Origin of the sequence: Arthrobacter endolithicus (genome assembly GCF_026627425.1) — a bacterium.
Lineage (GTDB): Bacteria > Actinomycetota > Actinomycetes > Actinomycetales > Micrococcaceae > Arthrobacter_M.
This window is the reverse complement of record NZ_JAPNLH010000017.1, coordinates 40675-61306: the sequence shown is the minus strand read 5'-3', so window position 1 is coordinate 61306 and position 20632 is coordinate 40675. Positions and strand designations below refer to the sequence as shown.

Sequence of the window (20632 nt, the reverse complement as noted above, 5' to 3'; positions counted from 1 at the left end):
AGAAACGAGCTGAAAAGACATGGTGAGCACTAAGGAAAGCTGGCAGTTCCCCCCATACGCGCTGCGGGAGTACGCGCTGATCGCTGACGGTGAGCGGGGAATTCTTCTCGGGCCGCGGGGCGACTTCGTCTGGATGTGTTTTCCGCGCTGGGATTCGGATGCCGTATTTTCCTCCCTGATTGGCGGCCACGGCAGCTACGCGATAACTCCTCGGGACCGGTTTGTCTGGGGCGGCTTCTACGAGCCAGGCACACTGATCTGGCGCAGCAGGTGGGTAACCGTAGGGGGCATCATCGAATGCCGCGAAGCACTGGCGTTCCCGGGCGAACCAGGCCGGGCCGTGGTTCTGCGCCGCGTGATGGCTGTTGAGAACGACGCCAAGGTCCGTGTGGTCCTGGACCCGCGGGCCGGTTTTGGCCACCACGGTACCCGCTCCCTGGCCCGCGAAAACGGGATCTGGACGGGCCGCACGGGCTCCCTGCGGCTGCGGTGGATGGGCGCCGACGACGCCCGCCCGACCGCCGGCAGCGGGGGGCCGGCCCTGACCATGGACCTGAAGCTTAAGGCAGGCGAGCACCACGACTTTGTCCTGGAACTGGCCGAGCAGGCGTTACCGGAGGAACTCATTGTTCCGAATATGGCATGGCAGGCCACGGAGTCTGCGTGGCATGATGCGGTGCCCGTCCTCGAAGAGACGATAACCCCGAGCGATGCCCGCCACGCTTACGCGGTGTTGCGCGGGTTGACGAGCACCGGGGGAGGCATGGTCGCAGCAGCAACAATGAGTCTGCCTGAGCGTGCAAAAGAGGGCCGGAACTACGACTATCGCTACGTGTGGATCCGGGACCAGTGCTTCACAGGGCAGGCCGTTGCGGCCGCGGGGCCCCATCCACTGCTCGATGACGCTGTCAGATTCGTCGCGGAACGGCTGCTGGCCGACGGACCGAACCTGAAACCGGCATACACGAGCTTAGGTGGCCAGGTACCGGGCGAAAGATCGCTGAATCTGGCCGGATACCCCGGCGGCTCTGACATTGTCGGCAACCACGTCAACGCCCAGTTCCAACTGGACGCGCTGGGCGAGTCGCTGCTGCTGCTCTCCGCCGCGGGTCGCCATGATCACCTCGACGCCGATGGCTGGCGTGCGGCGGAGGCTGCCGCGGCCGCCATCGCCGTCCGCTGGCACGATCTGGAGGCCGGGATTTGGGAACTGGACAACAAGAATTGGACGGAGAGCAGGCTGATCTGCGTAGCCGGGCTCCGCGCGATCAGTAGCGTCGGAGCGCCCCGGGCCCGGGTGGGGGAATGGCTGGCCCTGGCGGAGGCGATTCTCGCAGAGACGGCCGCGGGCTCGACGCATCCGAGCGGTCGCTGGCAGCGGGCGCCCGACGACGAGAGAAACGATTCAGCACTGCTGTTGCCGCCGATCCGGGGCGGTGTAGCGGCCGATGACCCCCGAACCTTGGCGACGCTGCACGCCCTTGAGGACGAACTCGGTGTGGATAGTTACCTTTACCGCTTCCGGCAGGGGTCGGGCCCGCTCGCGGACGCCGAAGGCGCTTTCCTGCTCTGCGGGTTCACGATGGCGCTGGCCCAGCACCAACAGGGCAATGAGGTGGAAGCAACCCGCTGGTTTGAGCGTAATCGCGCGTCCTGTGGTCCACCCGGACTGTACAGCGAGGAATTCGATGTCAGCCAGCGCCAACTGCGCGGAAACCTGCCGCAGGCCTTTGTCCACGCGCTCATGTTGGAGTGCTCGGCCCGCCTCGCCAGGCCGTGGGACGCCTAGCGGTCCGTTTTCCAGGTTCACCGCGCACGCGGTCGACGACGCCGACGGTGCGTCCCCGCCGCCGTCGTCCACCATAAAAATATGCGAAGCCGTGTCTAGGGCGTTCGGCGCCGCTGGCGTACAATTTTGAGCAGCTCCACAGCGAGACCGGTGACAAGGCCCAGCAGCAGCGCGCCGCTGCGGCCAATCCGGACCAGCCGGGCGATTCGTCCGCCGCGCGCACCGCGCGCCAGCAGAGTCTGCTGCTGCAGCTGCTCCAAACCGACCACCGTGGGTCGCCCGGCGAGCATCGGCCGGTCCCGGGTCAATGCCTTGATGGTTTCCGGATCCGCGCCCGGGCCGAAGCCGTGCATAAGCCGGGCGCGGATCCGGACGATATCTGCGTCGGGGCCGCACTGGTCCGGTCCCGACAGCACAGGCGCTGCCCCGCCGGCAGTGGCGGGCGGGTATCCATTGCCGTCCGGGATCATCGCAACAACCGCCGCACCGCCAGCACCGTTAGAGCGAGGCCCGCGAAGGCTCCGCCTGTCGCCAACCGGACATGGTGCGAGAACCACAGCTGCGGGGCCATTGAGTGTGCCTTGGAGTCGAAGACGCCATGCGCGCCATGATCATGGCCGTCGGCGCCGTCGACCGGTTCCCACAGGTTGTAAGGGGCATCGGCTTTGGCTTTTTCGTCGGTTTGCTGGGACTTATAACCGGTCTTGGCGAGGTAGCGGTCCAGCAGAGGCGCGGCAAATTTATTGGCGAAGATGGTCCCTACCGTTGACGCTCCGACCCAGTACTGCTTGCGTTCGGGGTGGTCGGCCGCGAACACCACGCCTCGGGCGGCGACCTCGGGCTGGTAGATCGGCGGCACGGGTTGCGGGTGATTCGGCAGCCGCGAGAGCACCCAGGAGAACTGCGGTGTGTTCACTGCGGGCATCTGGGCAATCGTGATGTGCACGTTGGATTTTTCGTGCAGCAGCTCGGTGCGGATCGTGGAGGTGAATCCATCGACAGCATGCTTCGCTCCGCAGTACGCCGATTGCAGCGGAATACTCCGCGACCCCAGGGCAGATCCGACCTGGACGATCGTGCCGCGGCCGCGGGGGAGCATCCGGGAGAGTGCTACATGGGTTCCGTAAACGAAGCCAAGATAAGCAACCTCTGTGACGCGTTGGAACTCCTTCGGTTTGATGTCAATGAACGGCGCGAAAACTGAGGTGAACGCAACGTTGATCCACACGTCTATCGGACCGAAGGCCTCTTCGACGGCTGCGGCCGCCGCTACAACCTGATCGTAGTCGGAGACATCCGTGGGGATGGCCAGAGCCTGGCCGCCGGCGTCCTCCACGTCCTTCTTCGCGCCGTCCAATCCCGCCTGGCCGCGGGCCAAGAGCCCGATCTTGGCGCCCCTCTTTCCAAACGCCTGCGCCGTAGCCCGGCCGATGCCCGCACTTGCTCCGGTGATCACAACTACCTGTGGGGTGCTCATTGGATATCTTCTTTCTGCCGGCGCTCTGCCGGCGATGAGGGATATTGCAGTCCGGCGTGGCCGGCCAGCCGGATGTGCTCGGCGTATCGGCAGCCAAGGAGCTCGTTACACCGGTTCCGACCGCTATTGTTCCCGCCCAATTTGTGCGTCGAAGACTCTCCTATGCGTATGGGTCAATGCCCCAGCACGCACTGTGCTGCTGCCCCGGTTCCAGGGTGATCAGTCCCTCCCCGGAATTGAAGGCATTTGGCACACAGGTCATGGGTTCGACGCCCAGGCCGGTGCGCCGTCGGTCCGGCTGGGGGAGGGCGTCCCCGGTAAAGATTTCCAGATAGGGGTAGCCCTCATCGGCCCACAGCGCAACTGCGGGACCGTCGGGCACGGAAAGCCTGACCCTGGCCCGGCCATCCTCGTCACGGTCCAGTTCTGTGTAGGTCACATCGATTTTTCGCGCACCGAGCAACTGTTCGGTGCGCAGATCGTAGTGCGTTCCCTCAACAGGTTCCCGGCCGGTGGGGATGCCAATGTCGTCGACGGGAAGATAGACCGAACCGGGTACTTGGGCGTGGGCAATGTCGATCGTCTCCGTCCCAACGCTGAGATATGGGTGGGCTCCCATGCCGTAGGGGCAGGCGCCTTCGCCGATGTTCGTCGCGGTCGTGCGGACGGTCAGGCCTGTATCGTCCAGTTCGTAGTTGATCCGGCATTCCAGCACCCAGGCCCAGCCCGGACAGGCGTACAGGACGTGCCCGAACGAGGCGCGATTTTCATCGCGCTCGAGCAATTGCCACGATGCCCAGCGTGTGAGCCCATGGATAGCGCCGTCGACGGCCGGTTCGGTGAGATTGAGTTGGCGTTCGATGCCGTCCCAGCTGTATTTTCCGGCCTTGATCCGGTTGGGCCACGGAATCAGTGAGTGCCCCCGTGCCCCCGTGCAACGTTGCGTCACGGGGTACCCGTCGATGACCGGACGCTCCCCAGCCAGATAGGACCGCAGTCCGGCACCGACCTCGGTAATGGCGACAACCTGCTCGCCATGGCGGAGCTCGAATTGGTTTCCCGATGGTGCTTTGTGCATTTTTCTGCTCCAACCTTGTGGTGGACGGTTATTTGACCCGGAATGGCCCGATGTCGCTGCTGCGCAGGGTCAGTCCGTTGCCCGGGGCCGATGTGTCCGGAGTGACGACGCCTCCCTGCGGATTCAGCGTGCCGTCAAAGAATATTGATTCGATGCGTACATGGTCGTGGAACCATTCCAGGTGCCGCAGGTTGGGTGTGGCTGCGGCGACATGCGCGTGCAGGTGCGGGCCGCAGTGACCGGAGACGTCCAGCCCGTGGGAGGCCGCGACGGCCGCCGCGCGGATCCAATCGGTGATCCCGCCGCAGCGGGAGGCATCGATTTGCAGGCAGTCTACCGCGTCCGCTTGGCACATGCGCTGAAAGTAGTAGATGTCGAAGCCGTATTCCCCGGCCGTTACGTCCGCGCAGACGGCGTCGCGGATTTCCCGCAGTCCTGCCAGATCGTCAGAAGAGACAGGCTCTTCGAACCAGCGTATGTCGAGGTCTGCAGCGGAGTTCATCACCCGGATGGCTTGTTTGCGGCTGTAGGCGCCGTTGGCGTCGACGAAGAGTTCGACGTCGTCACCGATCACCTGCCGCGCCTGGCGCATCCGGGACAGATCCCGCCGCGGATCGCCACCCCATGATTCACCGATCTTGATTTTGACCCGGGGGATCTGCTGCTCGTGGACCCAGCCGCCGAGCTGACCGGCCAGCTGTTCCGGCGTATAGGTGGTGAAGCCGCCGCTGCCATAGACCGGAACACTCTCGCGGACGGCCCCCAGCAGTCGGGTCAGCGGCAGGTCCAGCAGCCGTGCTTTGAGGTCCCACAGCGCAATATCCACTGCGGAGATGGCGTAGCCGACTGCGCCTTGCCGGCCGCTATTGCGCACGGCCTTGATCATCGCCTCCCAACAGCCACCGATATCGAGCGCACTTCGGCCAGTGATGATCGGTGAGAGAACGCCGCTGACCACCTGTCCGCAGGCGGCGGCACCATAGGTCCAACCCATGCCGGTGGTGTCACCGGAGGTAATCCGAACCAGAATCATCGTGGTGGAATCCCAGGCGATGGTGCCGTCCGCCTCCGGTGCATCGGTGGGAATTGTGTACACGCTAACGTCGACCGAGTCGACCAGTGGATCAATCATTCCCGTCAGCTTTCCGTCTAGATGGTCGGGGCGCCGTGGCCGCGGCGCTTGGTGGTTATCCGGTAGCACCTCGCCGGACGGGGACCGGGAGCCGATCGGCAGTGCTTCCTGCGCCGCCGGCGGTGAGACGGTCAGCGGCCCGGGCCGCGATGGCCATGATGGTCAGCGCCGGATTAGCGCTGCCCTCCGTGGGCAGGACGCTGCCGTCGGTGATATACAGGTTCGGTACGGCGAAACTGCGGCAGTCGCCGTCGACCACGCCGCTGTGTTCGTCGGCGCCCATCCGCGCACCCCCGACCAGGTGGGCGTAGCGGTCAATGGTGATCACCTCGTCCGCCCCCGCGGCCTGCAGGATATCTTCCATCACGGATTGGGCTGCCCTCATCAGCGCCTTGTCGTTGTCGCACTGGGAATAGTTGAACTGGGCCACCGGCAGGCCATGGCGGTCCTTCTCACTGGACAAGACCACGCGGTTCTCGGGAAGCGGCAGAAACTCGCACAGCGCCCCCAGACAGGACCAGTGCACATAGTCGCTCATGTACTGCCGCAACCCCGCACCCCAGTGCCCCTGCGCGGCCACATGCTCGGCCCAGGTGATCGGCAGCGGAGACACCGTCTGGATGGAAAAACCACGCTTGTAAGGCTTCGTCGGATCCGTCTCGTAGAATTCTTCGGTGCTGACTTCCGGCGGTGGAGCCTTGTACATCCGCACCTCCCCGTCGAAACGGCCGGCCGTCTGTGGCGCGCCCTGAACCATCAGATAGCGGCCCACCAGATCGAAATCGTTGCATAGGCCGTCGGGGAACCGTGCTGACGCGGAATTGAGCAGCAACCGGGGCGTCTCAATGGAATAACCGGCGACGACGACCATCCGGGCCCGCTGGAAACGTTGGCTTCCGCGCCGGTTGTAGTGCACGCCGGTGGCTTTTCCGGTGCGTTCGTCCACCTCGATCCGGGTCACCATCGAGTCCGCGCGGACCTCGGCACCATGGGCCAGAGCGTCGGGAATGTGGGTGATCAGCGGTGAGGCCTTTGCATTGACCTTGCACCCCTGCAGGCAGAATCCGCGGTAGATGCAGTGCGGCCTATTACCGAAGCGGCCGTTGGCGATGGCTACCGGTCCCACCTTGGCAGTGATGCCGCAGGCCAGGGCGCCGCGCAGGAACATATCTCCATTGCCGGAGACGGGGTTAGGACTGTACGAATAGGAATGCGGGTCGCCCCACGGCCAATCCTGGCCGGATACCGGCAACTCTTCTTCGATCTCGGTGTAATACGGCTTGAGGTCGGTGTACTCGATAGGCCAGTCGGTGCCGACTCCGTCGGCGCTGTGGATGCGGAAGTCGCTGGGGTGGAACCGCGGGGCATAGCCGGCGTAATGGACCATCGAACCGCCGACGCCGCGGCCGGAATTGTTGGATCCCAAGGGGACCGGATCCGCGCCGCCGATGACGCGCGGTTCCGTCCAATACAAATGGTGGGAACCGGCCTCGTCAGAGACCCAATCCTTATCCGGGTCCCAAAACGGGCCGGCATCCATCGCCACTACGCTCCAGCCGGCCCGGGCCAGCCGCTGCGCCATAGTCGAGCCGCCCGCGCCACAGCCGATAATGACGACGTCGACCTCCTCCTCGTCATCGAAGTGACGCATATCTGCGCGCAGACGGTGGTTGATGCCGGGTCCCGCGGGCAGCAGCCACGCTGACTCGTTACGATCGCGCACGGAGTTCATGAGTTTCCCTTCCGGAGCGGATCCTGCGCGGGCCGGGCGTCCGCGACCTCGAACGGCTCAAGTCTGTTGGTTTTTCCCCCAGGTTCGTTGACACCGAGATTTTTATAACCGCGCGGATACGCCGGGCCCGGGAACCCAATCTCATCCCAGGCCCACGGGTGGGAATAGAAGGCGGTGCACGCGTACCGGGTCCACAGGCTCCAGATCCGCGCAGCCGGGGTTCCGTGCCACGGCTTGGACCCAAGATCCAGCACCGCCTGCAAAATCGCCGACTGGGCCTCCCAAGGGGCCTCCGCGAAGGTGCAGCCGCTATGGGCCATGGCGTCTTCGTCCAGAGCGGCAAGTGAATCGCGCCATGACTGGCCGTCCGGGGCCATCCCGTCGTAGTGCCAGCCGTCCGTCTGCTCATCCGCCAGGCGCGCGTCGACCATATTTACCACCGGCACCCGGGGAGGCTTTTGTTGGTCGAGCAACTGATCGCAGAGCGCGCTGGCAGTCGCTTCCTCGGTTCCGCGAAAAAACCTGATATCCGGCGGCATGCCCAGCCGCGAAACGACAACGGAGGTAGTCACTTCGTCCCAATGCTTGGACTGGGCCATCACATCGAATCCGGGGAACCGGCCGCCTCCGGCTGACGGGTCCAGCGGAAGCCTGCTCACTTCTCCCGCCTCAGAAGCGCAGCCAGCAGTCCCATGCCACCGACCATGGTCACCAGCAGCGGCGCCATCAGGGGCGGACCCATTTCCATGTTGTAACGGAAGTTTTTGAAGCCGCCGGGCTTTTGATGAATACCACGGGCATGCAGGTAAGTGCCCTGCAATCCGTTGGCAACAATAATCGCAGATGCCAGCGGAAGGGCGGTCTTCGCCATCCGGTGGCTGAAAAAGCCCGCAATTCCTGCTGCCGCTCCTACCGGTCCCAGTGCCACGGGAATCCACATCAGCTTGTTGCCGAAGCTGGCGCTGTCATGCTCAAAATATATCTCCGCAGCCGTCACCAGGGCTCCGACTGCGCTTAGCCCGGCGAGGCTGCGCTCGAACCTTCCCGTCTCAACATTGCGCACCATCCGGTCAATGCCATACACAACTTCCTGGGCCATTTCGTTGCGCCGCCTTCCGATCATTGCTCCTCCTCCGAACCCCATAACCCCTACGTGCTCAATGATCTGTGAAAGATCTTGTCGATGTCTACACTCTGCCCCTTTTCGCACCCATGTTGAAGGGGCAGAAATCCTCCAGCTCTTTTTGCGGTTCCAGTGGCCGAACCAGCCACTGCATGAAGGCCTATTCCGCTGGACCGGTCGGCTTAGTTATCCCGGTCCCAACGGCAGGCAATCAAGGAGCACCCAGCATCACCGCAGTAATGACACCGCGCGGGCGATGACCAGAGCCAACAGGACGAAGGCACTAAAGGACTCCACGGCCATAAGTCCCTTTGCCCTAAGTGACAAGGGCATGGTGTCCGTGGGGCTAAATGCCATGGAATTGGAGAGTGAGAAGTAAAAATAGTCGAAAAACGAGGCCACCCAGTCGATCCGCTCCGATGATCGTGACGCCACTTCTTCAACAGCATCACGGTCTTCATCCTGGGGAAACCTGAAATCAGCTGCGGGCAGTTCCTTCCGTGGAGCGTGGCGACGAGTGACCGGGCCTCCGCGATCCAGCTCCCAAAAAACCAAGGCGAAGGCAATAACGTTGGTTGCCCACACCTGCAAAGCAGAAAGCAAATCCCGTGAACCACTCCCGCTGCCGCCCGTGGTGAGCAAAATAATGAGCTGAATCAACGCGACTTCGTTCGCTGCAACCAACAACAGTGCCTGGCCTGTCGCGACATATTTGGACCACCGGCTCTGATGCCGCAGCCGATGGGGATTCAAGAGCACTACCGGTATCAGCATCGTAAGCCCTATCCCCACCACGGCGTAGCGCAGTCCCGGCAAAAAAGTACCCGGTAGCGTGGCATACAGGGCCAACGCCACAAGCAATCCGACTGCCGCCGGCCAGCGATGCTCTGCCCGCGCGTGCTGTTTCCCACTTGGCGTCATAACCCCGAGTCTAAAGTGGAGACCGTACGTTCGGCTCCGCATTTTGGCGGATTTTGTGTCAACGTCAGAGACCAGCCGGGTCCTGACCTGTGGAAATATTGTGCCGGCCAGGAACCGTCCGGCCGGGGCCGTCAGGGCACGACCGGCCCCCTTGACTACCGCTATCCACCGTCGGCACGCCAGGACCTTTTCTGGGTCAGGCACTTCGATCCGTCGCTGTTGACAGTGACGTAGATCGCATTCATGCTTAAGAGATCCTATAGGAAATATGGAAGGACACATCGTGACCAGTGTGGCTAACGGAGTTCGATCCTCTGGCAGGAAACGATGGACCCGACTCATTCCCGTCGCCATCATCGTCTACATCATCTCGTTCATGGACCGTACCAATATCGGTTTCGCCCTTAACGGTCTACACAAAGATCTTGGCATCGACGCCGCCCAACAGGGCTTGGCCGCCGGTATCTTCTTTATCGGATACCTGACCCTCCAAATCCCCGGCGGATATCTCGCCGAGAGATGGAGCGCAAAAAAATTCGTCGGCATCATGATCCTCATCTGGGGCGTGCTGGCCGTTTTGGGCGGCTTCGTCCAGAATTTCGGCCAACTCCTGGTCGTACGCTTCTTCCTCGGCGTCGCTGAGGCGGGAATCTGGCCGGCAATCCTGGTGCTGATCAGCCACTGGTTCCCGGCTAAGGAACGCGCCCGTGCCTACGCATTTTGGATGATGAATATCGCCATCGCCTCGATCATCACCGCTCCCTTGTCCGGATGGATTCTTTCGTTCTCTGATTGGCGAATGCTTTTCATCGTTGAGGGCATCTTCCCCTTTGTCATCGCCGCACCCATCTGGTGGATCTTCGTCGCCGACCGGCCAAGGGACGCCAAGTGGTGCACAGCCGAGGAGCGGGCCTACATCGAAGACGGGCTCGCAGCCGATGCGGCAGCCGAACCTGAGCACGCACATGCCAGCATCCGCAGCGTCTTTGCGAACAGCGTCGTCTGGCGACTGACACTTGTCTACTTCCTGATCCAAATCGGTTTCTACGGCATCAATATCTGGCTTCCCAAAGTCGTCAAGACGATTACCGGGGGATCCTCGATCGAAGTCGGCTTCGTCACTGCAATCCCATACGTCCTAGCTATGTTCGGACTTTGGTACAACGCCAAAGCAGCCGATAAATCCGGACGCTACTCAACCCATGTACTGCTGTCCATGGCGGTCGGTGCCGTGGCCTTGGTTATCTCGGTCGCCACCGGAAACTCGATGCCCTTCCTGGCCATCGCCTTCATCAGCATCGCCGTTGCGGGTGCGCTGGCTTACGATGGACCGTTCTGGGCCGCAGCTTCCCGAGCCATGCCTATTGCGGTGGCCGGGACAGCAATGGGTCTCATTAACGCCGTCGGCAACCTAGGCGGTTTTGTCGGGCCATACGTCGGTGGCTTCCTTCAGGACGCTACACACGGCAGCTTCCTGGCAGCGTCAGTCTTCCTGGCAGCCTGTCTGCTGGCGGCCGGCTTGGTTATGCTCACACTTCGGCGTCGGGGAGACCGGCCTGTATCCGGAACAGGGAAGGGAGTCAACGCCAGACCGACCACCAACGCCCACTGAATCGATTTCCCGTCGGATGAGACACCGGATTCCCCATGCAAACGTGGGGCTTCCGGTGTTTCTTTTGCACGGTTCTAGCTGCGTCCGGATGGAGTTGGCTGACGAAGGTCTGTTCCGTCTCAGGAAACTTCGCGGGTTCGGGACGCCGATTCACCCCATGCGTGGTGAGAGCACATATGCTCAGGCTATGCTTTTTAGCTGCCGGTCGAAAAGAGGCACCTGTGCATCAGAGAATCATCCGCAAAGACAAACGTTCCGCCGCTGAAGAGGATGGCGTTGGAACCCCGCCTATCTGGGCCGATGCGCTCGGCCGCGCGGGCATCCGCTCGGCCCAAACTCTCCTGGTCATTGGGCTTGCTGCCGTTCTCCTGTGGATGGTCACGCGGATTCCCATTGTGATCATCCCCGTGCTGATTGCCCTGATCCTTGCATCAGCGATCAGCCCCCTCGTGCACTTGCTCGCCGCTCACCACTGGCCCCAAGCACTCGCGGTTCTGGCGTCTTTCGTGGCTATCCTCGCCGTCTTTGGCGGCGTCATTGCCGGTGTAGTCGTCTTGATTCGGGCGCAATCCAAGGAACTCGCAGCGCGGGCCGACGAGGGGATCGAGCGCCTCCACGACACTCTGAACAACGGTCCGTACCCGGTTAGTGATAACCAGCTCAGCGCAGTGCGGGACGCCGCAGCGAAATTCCTCAGCAGCAGCGCCTTCGGCACAGAGGCGCTAACAGGGCTGCGCGTCGTCGGAGAAATCGGCGTCGGCGGGATTTTGATGGCCGTTATCTTGTTTTTCATGCTCAAAGACGGCCAGAAAATCCGCGATTTCCTGTTTGGCTTCCTGCCTGGCCAGCATCGCACGAAAGCGTACCTCGCAGCCGGACGCGCCACCGTGGTTCTCGGTGGCTACGTCCGCGGCACCTCTGTGATCGCGCTGATAGACGGGCTTATCGTCGAAGTCGCCTTGATTATCATGCAGATCCCGTTGGCCCTGCCGTTGGGCGTTTTCGTCTTCATTGGAGGTTTCATTCCCATCATTGGCGCAACCGTGGCCGGCACGTTGGCCGTACTCGTTGCGTTGGTTTTTAACGGTCCTGTTCCGGCCCTGGTGGTTCTCATCGTTATCATCGCCGCCAACCAGCTTGAACACCACGTCCTGCAACCTTTCCTGATGGGTAAGGTACTGAGCATCCATGGGCTGGCGATTCTCCTTGCACTGGCCGCAGGCACGACCTTGGCCGGACTCATCGGCGCACTTCTCGCCGTCCCGGTCACGGCGGTAGGGTGGACCTTCATCAAGACCTGGACGGGCCGTGACAACGCCGATCCGAGCACGGCACAAGACCGGATGGGGCGGCAGCCCTCTGGGCCAGTGCCGGTGTCGGAGGGTTAGTACGACGCAGGCTTGGCGCCCATCCACAGTCAACCGGAGACTACTTTGCCGGTTGATCCGAAGCGGGCACGGTTTCACTCATGGTGCCTTGGAAAGATGTTCAGAGTCCATGCCGGTCGCTTCAGGCTCCGTCGACATGGCCGGGCGGCTACGTGATTAATTTCCGTCCGTCAGGTCCGTCAGGTCCGTCAGGTTCGCCAGCTGCAGCGTCGCTGGCGAGACGTTTAATATTCCCGCCAATTCGGCGCCGAGCCTAGCTGCCATTTCAGGATCTTCGCCCTGCAGGCGACGGAGCTCGCGCTGCAGCTCCTGGATAGCGTACGCGGCACGGCGTAGACCGTCGGGCCCCGGGTCCGGCAGCGTCAGGAGGATATTTATGTCCCTGACACGGACGTACTTGTCGATGAATTCATCCCAACGTTTCCGGCAGGCGTCGCGGTCAGCGTAGTACCGCGGCTCGTAGCGAACGCCGTGGGTGTGTAGTGTAGTCCAGCTCACGCTGCCTAATGGCGGGATATCCGGGGCATACTGTTCTGCGATATTGGTCTCCACCGTCAGCTGTTCCGTTCCGAGGTGATCAGCCGTCTTGAGCGTGAGCCGCAGCGCCGCTCCCGTGTAGTCGGAAACGTCGGAGACCACGGCTGAGAACGTCATGGCCTGTACCGACCTGTCCGGCTGGCCGGGGTGATCCGCCCGGTCGAGGTCCACCGGGCCGGTGACGTTCAGGGATCCGGCGCCGCCGACGGCTGTCCCGTCGATCACCCACGAAACAACGGGGTTGCCGAAGCCGGTCGGACGCACTGTGCACGCCAACGATGAGTTCGGATCAAGCCAGTTCCAAGAGTACTCAGCTTTAGTGCACAGCAGTCCTGGTGTGATGACAACGGCACCACCCGGAGTCGAGGTCGGATATCCTGCAATCTCCTCGGTGCCGATCGGGGAAGTACGGCGGTAGTTGTCATACAGCGGAAACAGATTGCATCGTTCCGGCGAATATTGAATCTGCGTTTGGCCCGGACCGGTGGCGGGGAAAAAGAGAGGGAAGAACCTGTTGAGCAGGGCGCTGAATTCATTCCAGCCGCCCGGGGATCCCATGAGGTTGCGGTAGGTGTCCTCAAGGGTGATCCCACCTTTGGTGATGATGTCTTTAACGGAGAATCCCTTCTGCGAGTGCAGGAAGTGGAGGAAAAGGAACGCGCAGCCGTAGCGGCCGGCCTGCTTGTCCTCGGGATCGGTCTTCGTCACCCAGTCCGGCCTCGTCGGATCGTTGAGCCAGGCGGTCATTCGGCTGGGGCCGTGCCCCAGCTGGCTATCGTAGTAACCCCCTGGGTAAAACAACTCGGCTAGATACTGCGAGAGGCCCTCCCCGTTGGAACCACCGGGATCCCAGCTGGAGCCCTTTCGTGCATTGCGAAGGCCCATCAGGATCTCGCACATCTCGGCGACGAATTCCAGCCGGACGCCGGTGTCCGCCGTGGCGGCGGGGTTCACCCCAGACCAAGCCGTAACAGTGATGAGGGTGCTGCCGTCGCTGTGATAACCGAAATTGGATGCTAAACCACCGCCGGGATCGCCGACAACGATCGTGGCCCGGTTGGTCGAATCGAATCCATGGTATTCATCGAAAAGGTCCTCGAGCCGGGTCAGATCCGTTTCGCAGGAGCTTTGCAGGGCCACCGCCCGTTGCTGGGAGCCATTAATAGTATCGTCCCACTGATAGACCATCCGCGCCGAGGTTCCCTGGGTCTGAATTGTCATGATGTATCCCATCCAGCCGTGAAACGATGCGGGCATTTGCCCGCGTGTGCTGGCGATTGCCCGTGTATGCGTTTATGCTGGCCCTGTCCCGGGATGCTTGTCAACAGCTTACGCTGGTGTAGTTAGCCCTCTGGCGGCACGATCCGGCACTTACCAGATCAAGAACATATTCGCCTGGAACGGCCCGAGTTGGCTGCGAAAATCCGAGCCAAATATGGGGCGTTCGCCCCATGCAGCAAGTTGGCCCACGGCCATATGATCTCTGCATAGTGCAGAGGAGAATGGAATGACCACCCACCAGCGGCAGACATACGCCGAGGACGCAAAATCCGTGGTGGAATGGCCCGCTGACACCACGGAATGGTTTGCCGGATATGCGGTCCTCGGAATGCCGTTTAGCTCCGGCCACTATTTGGCCTTCGGGGATTATCCGGCCAGCTCAATCGGACCGGGCTACCCGCCGCATCTGTGTTGCGCCAGGTATTTTGAATCCGCCCTGAGCGCGGCGGTAACCGCAAAGATCGCGGTCAGCTGGAACAGCCGGCCCTCCGCTACCATCCGCATTCCCGCCGTGCTGGATTGGCGGATCGAGCTGGCAAGTTCGCGGACCCCCAGCGCCGTCAGCGCATTGGCTCTGAGGATACCCGCACAACTCTGGACCTATGAGCGCATGCTCCGAACCATGGAAATGATAGTTGGTCCGTTACTGCCCGCCGGCACGATGTGGTTTTCCGCAGTGGTTCGCAATGGCCGATCCTTCCGGGCACGGCCGTTGAGTGTGTGGATCGTCCAGTCCGCGTGCGCCAGCATTGACGGCACGGACGCGGGACGGCCCGGTCCGTTGGCGCGGCAAAACACCGCGGCGATTTCTGGCTTCCGCAGCGCGGCCCGTTCGTCGCGGACCGTGGCGTCATCCACAGCGACGGATAGTACCGTTGCGGTTCAACCACCGGACTTCAAAGCGGAAAAGAGAACATCATGAATAAGGCTGCAATCAGTCTGACGACCGGGCTGGAAGACCCAGAGCGTGTTACAGTCGCTTTTTTGGTGGCCGTTGGCGCGGCCGAACAGGGCAGGGAGACCCTTATGTTCCTTACTAAGGAAGCGGTGCGGCTGGTGCTTCAGGGGTTCGCGCACGCTGTGGCGTGCGATGGTTGCCCGCCACTGACTGCCCTCCTGGAGCGCTACGAAAAGGCCGGCGGCAAATATCTGGTCTGTCCCATCTGCCTGGATTCGCGCAGGGTCGATAGGTCCGGTCTTATGGCCAACGCGGTGGCCGGGGGCACCGTTCAGCTGTGGAACTGGATTGGGGAGGATCCGGTAGTGACGTTCAGCTACTGAGCTGCTGAATCTATCCGCGGCCTGTCGCGGAGAAAAAGAAATCACTTCATCAACAGTGAAGGTGATACATCATGAGCATTATTAAAACTGTCAACGAGGCCGAGGCCACCGGCAGGACGGCAGGGATATACGCACAAGACAGGAAAGCTCGGGGCTACGTTCCCAGCCTCATGAGGGTTTTGAGCGTGCACCTCGCTGGCCGCATGGAAGGTGTTGCAGGGCGCGATCGCCGGATCAATGGGCCCGCGCCGCTTCGAGCTGAGGACGCTCTGCATGGCAGAGGGCATAGGATCCAGGCACTGTCCCGCCCGGTCTCAGCGCGGGCCTTCGCGACGCACTACTCGAAGCCCTCGGAGGCAACGACTCGGTAGCAGCTGGATCGGCCGGACGCCTCGGATCGGCCGGACAAACCTGGGGCGGCGGAGCTGTACCGCCATATACTGAGATCTGTGACGGATCCACCGTTAGGGTCAGGCCCCCCGCGCCGAAATCCCAAGGCCGCCGGGCCTGCGGGACCGGACCCGTGGGACAAGGCGGTAGCTCCGCGTCGCTCCGAAATCCTCGCCGCTTTGTCCCTGGCCATTGATCTCGGGCTCGGACAGCCAATGGAACACATGCTGCGGGCTTCCTTGTTGGGTCTGCGGATCGCGGACCGGGCTGGCATCGGCCAGGCCGGTCGGGGGAGAATATACTACGCAAACCTGTTGGCCTGGATCGGTTGCCACGCGGATTCTTTCGAGCTAGCCGCGCTTTTTGGCGACGATATTGGTTTCCGTGCCGACTATTACATGATCGATTCCCGTGGCCTGCCGATGTTTTCCCTGATGCTGCGGCGCACCGGTTCCGGCCTGCCTGCTTGGCGGAGGGCCGGTCGTAGATCGCGCTTTGCGGCAACGGCCCCGACCGCGGTCCGGACATTGATCCGATCCCATTGCTCCTCGGCGGGCGAGCTGGCGAACAAGGTCGGGCTGGATGAGAGCATGGCCGGTATCTTGAGCAGTACGTTCGAACGCTGGGACGGCAAGGGGCTCCCGTTGGGCCGCACCGGAGTCGAAATTCCGCTCGAGATGCGAGTAACCCAGCTCGCGGATTCGGCCGAGGTCTTCCTGCGCACCGGCGGCGTCGACGCGGCCGTGGCCATGGTCAGGAGGCGCCGCGGAACGCAGTTTGATCCGGAGCTGGCAGACCTATTCTGTGCGCGTGCCCGCGGGCTGACACAGGGCCTGCTGGACATTGATCCGTGGCCGGCCGCGCTGGCCGCCGCACCGGAGGACGCGGTGCTGTCCGGGCCGGAACTGGACTCGGTGCTGATGGCGATAGGTGATTTTGCCGACCTCAAGTCACCCCATACGATCGGCCATTCCCGGGGTGTGGCCGCACTGGCAGCCGAAACAGCACGGGAGCGCAGTCTCAGCTTCGAGGAGGTCGTGGTTCTCCGCCGTGCGGGCTGGGTCCACGATCTGGGCCGGATGGGTGTCTCCAACGGCATCTGGGACAAGACATCACCGCTGTCCTATGTGGAGCGGGAGCGGCTGCAGATGTACCCGTACCTGAGTGAGAGGATTCTTGGTCGCGTGCCCGGAATGAGCCGGGTCGCGGAAGTGGCTGGGGCGCACCATGAGCGCATCGACGGATCCGGATATCCGCGCGGGCTTAGCGGTGCTGCCCTGGATCCAAGCCAGCGGATTTTCGCGGCGGCGGATGCCTATCAGACCTATCTGGAACCGCGTCCCCACCGTCCGGCCCTGACGCCGCTGGAGGCAGGAACGCGGCTTCGTGAGGAGGCCGAGGCGGGCCGGCTCGAGGCGGAGGCTGCGGACGCCGTCCTTGCCGTCACCGGACAGGAAACACCACGACGACGGCTCCTGCCGTGCGGACTGACCAACAGGGAGGCGGAGGTACTTAGGCTGCTTTGCCGCGGGTTGAACAACCGTGAAATAGCCAACACGCTATACATCTCACCTAAGACAGCAGGCAACCATGTCGAACATATCTACCTGAAGATCGGCGCAGGAAACCGTGTCGGAGCCACCCTTTTTGCGCTGGAGCACGGACTGTGGAGCGCTTCCGCGGGGTAGTGATGAGCGCATGAGAAGGCGACGTGAAGATGAGGCCATGAACCTCAACGAAACACCCGGACAGGAACCGTTTTAGCATCCCTAGCGCACGGGCGCTGCTGGCCGTTGGGTCGCGAGCCGGGAAAGATCCAACCTATTGGAGGCACCCGTCTTACGCAGCAGATTCGAGATGTGCGAGCTGACGGTTTTCTCGCTGATCACCAGGGCCCGGGCAATCTCACCGTAGGTGCGCCCGGCGATGACAAATTCAAGGATCTCTCGTTCGCGCGGCGTCAGCCCGGGCAGCTCCTCGGACGAGGCCCGCGGCGATTTATCGGCTGGTTCCGAAATCGAGATCCGGGCACGGCCGGCGAGCTCTCTGAGCTGTGCCTGGATTGGTCCGGCCTGGAGGTCCCCGGCGAGGGCCAGCCCACGCCGGAGGTAAGCTGCGGCCGGCCCGCGGTGCACGTGTCCGTGCAGGAGCAATGATTCGGCTGCGCGCCAACAGGCGTATGCCGCCTCCCATAGAAGTGACGCCGCCTGGCACGCATCGGCCGTCCGGCACCAGTCCAAACCGTTGCCGGCGCTTTGCCGGGCACGGCCTACCTCGGCCGTGTATAGCAGGTTAAAAGCGGCAATCTGCCGGTCGTAGAATTCGCTGGGGCCAGTGAAGTCCCGGATCGCAGCAGGGAACCGCTGCACCAAGTCATCGACGCGTGCCATGAGCACGGAGGTGGAATTGCCGGCGTCTGTGGCCAGCTGGATCCTGTCAGCGAGGGCACGCGCCGCGAGCGGAATAAGCCATTCGCACATTGTCGGAGAGGTACCTGCAGACGTGGCCCCCGTCATCGCCGCGTCGTAGGCCACCTCCGGGTTGCCGGCCGCAACGTACACCTCGGCGCGGATGGCATCGAAATCAAGGTTAAGAAACTCGGACTTTTGTGCGTACAGCTCTTCCGCTCGCTCGAGGTGTGCCTGGGCTTCGGCATGCCGGCCTTGCCACGCGGCAAGACGGGCGGCGGTCAGCCGGGCGCCGACGTCGCCCATCGTACCGGGATCGGAGCCGAGGGCTATCCGCAGTGCCTGCAGGCACTCCCGCCAACGGCCGATAGCGAGGTAACTGCCCGCCTCGTCGGCGGCCAGTTTCGCGATGTACCCATGCGGCGCTCCGAGGACGGCCAGTTTCTGCCCGCCTGCGCGCAACAGGTTGGCATACAGCTCGCTCGTCCAAGTTTCCTGCGCATTTGCCTGCCACAGCGTGGCATGGACGAAAGCCCAGTAATCGCGCGCCTGAATCGCTGCAGCCAGCGCTTCGGTGCCAAAACCCCGCCCCTCATCGGCGCGCTCACCGATAACCGCGACCATGGCCTTCGCCGACAATGCATAGGACAGCGCACGGGGGTTGCTGGCCATCCGGGCCACGGCGAGCGCCTGTTCGGCGTGGCTTTCGGCGTCGGGATCCTTCTGCCACAGACCGGCGTGGGCGAGTTCAGCCAGCGCGAGGCCGTACTGCCAGCTTGACGGTTCGACGGCGGCGAGCCGGACTGCCTGGCGCATGTCGGCGACTGCCATGAATGATAGTCCGGTGGAGAAACGCAGGTGCATGCGCCGCACCAGCAGCTCGGCCCTTACGAGTGGTTCGGCGCCGTCGTCGATTCCGGACAGCAGGGATTCGACTGCCTCTAACTCCTCCTCATTGGACCCGGCTTCTTCGGCTGCTACGCGCAGCCGGGACCATAGGTCCAGCGGACTTTCGTCCGCATCCGGCAGACTGCTGCGCAGATCCACGGCCCGCCGAAGTAAGCGGAGCATCTCGGTAACCCCGCCCACGCCGCCCGCGGAGGCGGAAGCGCGCAGGGCCCACTGATAGGCGTCGTCGGTATGACCGGCATAGTGGTGATGGTCTGGCAGCGCTACCATTGCCTCAAAATCAGGTGCCGGCTCGCCTGCCATCTGGTGCTCGTAGTGGGCTGCAAAGGCCGCGTGCCAGCGCTGGCGCTCGTCTATGGACAGACCCTGCTCGAGCGCCTCGGCGATCAGCGGATGGTGGAACCAATACGTTCCCGTCGGAGCAACATCCACAGTTCCTGTACCGGTTGCCTCCCGGAGCATCGCCAGGATGCCACCTGACCTCGCGGCGTCCGGGACGACGGCGTCGAGGTCCTGGGCCCGGATTGGCCTGCCGCCAACTGCCATGATCTGGGTGAGCTCCCGGGTCCCGGGGGGTCAGTCCGCGCCATGATCGAAGGACCGCGGCCTTCAAATCTGACGGAAGCTGCGCAGGCAGGTGGCGTGCATCCGGGCGAAGGCCCGCAACGAGAAGGTCATTGAGGTAGGCGTTGCCTCCAGTGTGAGTGAAGACATCGTGCACCAAGGACCGGTGCGGGGGAGTACCTAGCAAACCGGTGAGCTGGCTCTCGGTGTCCAGCCGGTCGAGGGGGCCAAGGGTCATCCACAGGATCCGGGGCAGGCGCCGAATGTCGGCAAGCCAGCACTGCAGCGGGTGCCCTTCGCAGACCTCGCCGCTGCGCATGGTCGCTACGACCGCCAGGCGCCGGTCGGCCGGACCCGCGATGAGGTACATGAGCACATCCAAGGTGCTTTGATCCGCCCACTGCAGGTCATCGATCACCAACACCACTGGACGGAGCAGGCAGAGTTCCTCAAGCCAGCCGTCAATCATGACCGGGACATCGTGGGGCGAGCCGTCGGATGTTCGCAGCGACGGGTGCACGACGCCATCGATCCGAGGCGCTCCGCGGAAAGCCGATCGCAGCGCAAGAAACGGGACCGTCATCGAGGCCAGCGGCAGACAGGCTCCGGCGAAGATCCATGCTCCAGGTGCGACGGATAAGCAGGCGCGCTGTACCAAGGCGGTTTTCCCTACGCCCGCATCACCTTGGACCACCAGGGTGCCTGCCGCGCCGGCAGCGGCGCGGCCCAAGAAAGCGCCGATTGCACCCAGTTCCTTCGCCCGCCCAACGAGGTCCCGGCCAACCGCTGCTACCGATTCGGTCACGTCCCAAGTCTCGCACCACTGCGGCCGGAGTGCCCCGGAATCTCAGGGTTTTCGGCGAAATTCTGAGGGGGAATGCCCGATGTATAGGGGCCGGCACCGGGAGCAAGGTGGAGATATAAGGTTCACATCGATTGGAAGGCAAGACCATGTATGTTTCACATCGCTATTTCTCACAGCAAGTGCCACGGTTGGTGGCACTTGCCGT

16 protein-coding genes and 1 pseudogene are annotated in these 20632 nt (G+C 62.9%); 6 read left to right on the top strand and 11 right to left on the bottom strand.

Annotated elements, in window-relative coordinates; genetic code table 11:
• Positions 1-19: 19 nt before the first annotated feature.
• A complete protein-coding gene (locus OS914_RS14305; RefSeq protein WP_267546737.1) occupies positions 20-1789 on the top strand; it encodes a glycoside hydrolase family 15 protein in 1770 nt (589 codons plus the stop codon).
• 95 nt (positions 1790-1884) lie between these two features.
• On the opposite strand, the gene OS914_RS14300 is transcribed toward OS914_RS14305, so the two are convergent.
• The 8 genes from OS914_RS14300 to OS914_RS14265 all read right to left on the bottom strand — a co-directional run bounded on the left by OS914_RS14300 (position 1885) and on the right by OS914_RS14265 (position 9186).
• Positions 1885-2259: a hypothetical protein gene (locus OS914_RS14300; protein ID WP_267546736.1), complete on the bottom strand. Its 375-nt coding sequence runs from the start codon at positions 2257-2259 to the stop codon at positions 1885-1887.
• On the bottom strand, positions 2256-3266 hold the full coding sequence (locus OS914_RS14295; protein ID WP_267546735.1) for an SDR family oxidoreductase: 1011 nt from the start codon (positions 3264-3266) through the stop codon (positions 2256-2258). The genes OS914_RS14300 and OS914_RS14295 overlap by 4 nt, the downstream gene beginning before the upstream one ends.
• Before the next feature lie 160 nt (positions 3267-3426).
• On the bottom strand, positions 3427-4344 hold the full coding sequence (locus tag OS914_RS14290) for an aldose 1-epimerase family protein (protein WP_267546734.1): 918 nt from the start codon (positions 4342-4344) through the stop codon (positions 3427-3429).
• Positions 4345-4372: 28 nt separating this feature from the next.
• Positions 4373-5476 carry an enolase C-terminal domain-like protein gene (locus tag OS914_RS14285; RefSeq protein WP_267546733.1) on the bottom strand — a complete coding sequence of 368 codons (1104 nt, stop codon included), beginning with the start codon at positions 5474-5476 and terminating at the stop codon, positions 4373-4375.
• A gap of 55 nt (positions 5477-5531) precedes the next feature.
• Positions 5532-7208: a GMC family oxidoreductase gene (locus tag OS914_RS14280; RefSeq protein ID WP_267546732.1), complete on the bottom strand. Its 1677-nt coding sequence runs from the start codon at positions 7206-7208 to the stop codon at positions 5532-5534.
• Positions 7205-7867 carry a gluconate 2-dehydrogenase subunit 3 family protein gene (locus tag OS914_RS14275; RefSeq protein WP_267546731.1) on the bottom strand — a complete coding sequence of 221 codons (663 nt, stop codon included), beginning with the start codon at positions 7865-7867 and terminating at the stop codon, positions 7205-7207. Before OS914_RS14275 ends, OS914_RS14280 begins: the two co-directional genes overlap by 4 nt.
• A complete protein-coding gene (locus OS914_RS14270; protein ID WP_267546730.1) occupies positions 7864-8331 on the bottom strand; it encodes a hypothetical protein in 468 nt (155 codons plus the stop codon). The genes OS914_RS14275 and OS914_RS14270 overlap by 4 nt, the downstream gene beginning before the upstream one ends.
• Before the next feature lie 228 nt (positions 8332-8559).
• Complete coding sequence (locus OS914_RS14265; RefSeq protein ID WP_267546729.1) at positions 8560-9186, bottom strand: hypothetical protein; 627 nt, start codon at positions 9184-9186, stop codon at positions 8560-8562.
• Between the two features lie 349 nt (positions 9187-9535).
• Here OS914_RS14265 and OS914_RS14260 point away from each other — a divergent pair, with 349 nt between their 5' ends.
• Both OS914_RS14260 and OS914_RS14255 read left to right on the top strand, forming a co-directional pair.
• The gene (locus OS914_RS14260; protein ID WP_267546728.1) at positions 9536-10864 is read left to right on the top strand and encodes an MFS transporter; all 1329 of its coding nucleotides are present in this window, start codon (positions 9536-9538) and stop codon (positions 10862-10864) included.
• Between the two features lie 221 nt (positions 10865-11085).
• A complete protein-coding gene (locus OS914_RS14255) occupies positions 11086-12252 on the top strand; it encodes an AI-2E family transporter (protein ID WP_267546727.1) in 1167 nt (388 codons plus the stop codon).
• A 156-nt stretch (positions 12253-12408) separates the two neighbouring features.
• Here OS914_RS14255 and OS914_RS14250 read toward each other — a convergent pair whose 3' ends face one another.
• Positions 12409-14010: a hypothetical protein gene (locus OS914_RS14250; protein ID WP_267546726.1), complete on the bottom strand. Its 1602-nt coding sequence runs from the start codon at positions 14008-14010 to the stop codon at positions 12409-12411.
• Between the two features lie 286 nt (positions 14011-14296).
• Here OS914_RS14250 and OS914_RS14245 point away from each other — a divergent pair, with 286 nt between their 5' ends.
• From OS914_RS14245 to OS914_RS14235, 3 genes are all read left to right on the top strand, one after another.
• Positions 14297-14992 (top strand): hypothetical protein, encoded by a 696-nt coding sequence (locus OS914_RS14245; RefSeq protein WP_267546725.1) that lies wholly within the window; start codon positions 14297-14299, stop codon positions 14990-14992.
• The gene (locus tag OS914_RS14240; protein WP_267546724.1) at positions 14989-15351 is read left to right on the top strand and encodes a DsrE family protein; all 363 of its coding nucleotides are present in this window, start codon (positions 14989-14991) and stop codon (positions 15349-15351) included. The genes OS914_RS14245 and OS914_RS14240 overlap by 4 nt, the downstream gene beginning before the upstream one ends.
• Before the next feature lie 449 nt (positions 15352-15800).
• Complete coding sequence (locus OS914_RS14235) at positions 15801-17429, top strand: HD domain-containing phosphohydrolase (protein WP_267546723.1); 1629 nt, start codon at positions 15801-15803, stop codon at positions 17427-17429.
• 81 nt (positions 17430-17510) lie between these two features.
• On the opposite strand, the gene OS914_RS18110 is transcribed toward OS914_RS14235, so the two are convergent.
• Positions 17511-19604 carry a helix-turn-helix transcriptional regulator gene (locus OS914_RS18110; protein WP_324290666.1) on the bottom strand — a complete coding sequence of 698 codons (2094 nt, stop codon included), beginning with the start codon at positions 19602-19604 and terminating at the stop codon, positions 17511-17513.
• A 403-nt stretch (positions 19605-20007) separates the two neighbouring features.
• A pseudogene (locus tag OS914_RS18295) lies at positions 20008-20427 on the bottom strand (AAA family ATPase); the annotation flags it as partial.
• Positions 20428-20632 lie beyond the last annotated feature (205 nt).

What these genes read in the sequence shown, in the direction of transcription:
- OS914_RS14250 (WP_267546726.1), bottom strand. Translation starts at nt 14,010, where the DNA reads ATGACAATTCAGACCCAGGGAACCTCGGCGCGGATGGTCTATCAGTGG.
- OS914_RS18110 (WP_324290666.1), bottom strand. Translation starts at nt 19,604, where the DNA reads ATGGCAGTTGGCGGCAGGCCAATCCGGGCCCAGGACCTCGACGCCGTC.
- OS914_RS14305 (WP_267546737.1), top strand. Translation starts at nt 20, where the DNA reads ATGGTGAGCACTAAGGAAAGCTGGCAGTTCCCCCCATACGCGCTGCGG.
- OS914_RS14300 (WP_267546736.1), bottom strand. Translation starts at nt 2,259, where the DNA reads ATGATCCCGGACGGCAATGGATACCCGCCCGCCACTGCCGGCGGGGCA.
- OS914_RS14270 (WP_267546730.1), bottom strand. Translation starts at nt 8,331, where the DNA reads ATGATCGGAAGGCGGCGCAACGAAATGGCCCAGGAAGTTGTGTATGGC.
- OS914_RS14295 (WP_267546735.1), bottom strand. Translation starts at nt 3,266, where the DNA reads ATGAGCACCCCACAGGTAGTTGTGATCACCGGAGCAAGTGCGGGCATC.
- OS914_RS14240 (WP_267546724.1), top strand. Translation starts at nt 14,989, where the DNA reads ATGAATAAGGCTGCAATCAGTCTGACGACCGGGCTGGAAGACCCAGAG.
- OS914_RS14285 (WP_267546733.1), bottom strand. Translation starts at nt 5,476, where the DNA reads ATGATTGATCCACTGGTCGACTCGGTCGACGTTAGCGTGTACACAATT.
- OS914_RS14280 (WP_267546732.1), bottom strand. Translation starts at nt 7,208, where the DNA reads ATGAACTCCGTGCGCGATCGTAACGAGTCAGCGTGGCTGCTGCCCGCG.
- OS914_RS14245 (WP_267546725.1), top strand. Translation starts at nt 14,297, where the DNA reads ATGACCACCCACCAGCGGCAGACATACGCCGAGGACGCAAAATCCGTG.
- OS914_RS14290 (WP_267546734.1), bottom strand. Translation starts at nt 4,344, where the DNA reads ATGCACAAAGCACCATCGGGAAACCAATTCGAGCTCCGCCATGGCGAG.